This is a genomic window from Paraburkholderia sp. BR10936 (assembly GCF_040965735.1).
Classification (GTDB): Bacteria; Pseudomonadota; Gammaproteobacteria; order Burkholderiales; family Burkholderiaceae; genus Paraburkholderia; species Paraburkholderia nodosa_A.
Genome location: NZ_JBFRCM010000104.1, coordinates 1 through 219 on the forward strand (window position 1 = coordinate 1; position 219 = coordinate 219).

Annotated in this window: 1 protein-coding gene; it reads right to left on the reverse strand. The window is 56.2% G+C overall.

Translation table 11 applies throughout. The features are described 5' to 3' along the window. Positions 1-10 precede the first annotated feature (10 nt). On the reverse strand, positions 11-219 hold a 209-nt coding region (locus AB4Y36_RS40610; RefSeq protein WP_368685950.1), incomplete at its 5' end, for a hypothetical protein.

Below are 219 nucleotides of genomic sequence, written 5' to 3' on the forward strand. Positions count from 1 at the left end.
AAGGAATTCTCTAGGGGGGGACGGGATCTTCCGAATGCTGTTCGCGAATTCCAGGCGTCGGGAAAACGATCAGGGTGGTGTGGCGCATTGGAGGGCGGCAAGAAACCAGGTCAGAGTGGAAGACGTACAGCAAAGACGTGGCAGTCGCGGGTGCGACGTCGAGCGCGCCTGACGCGATGAATTTTTTGATTGTACGTTTCTTTCCCGGCCACAATATCG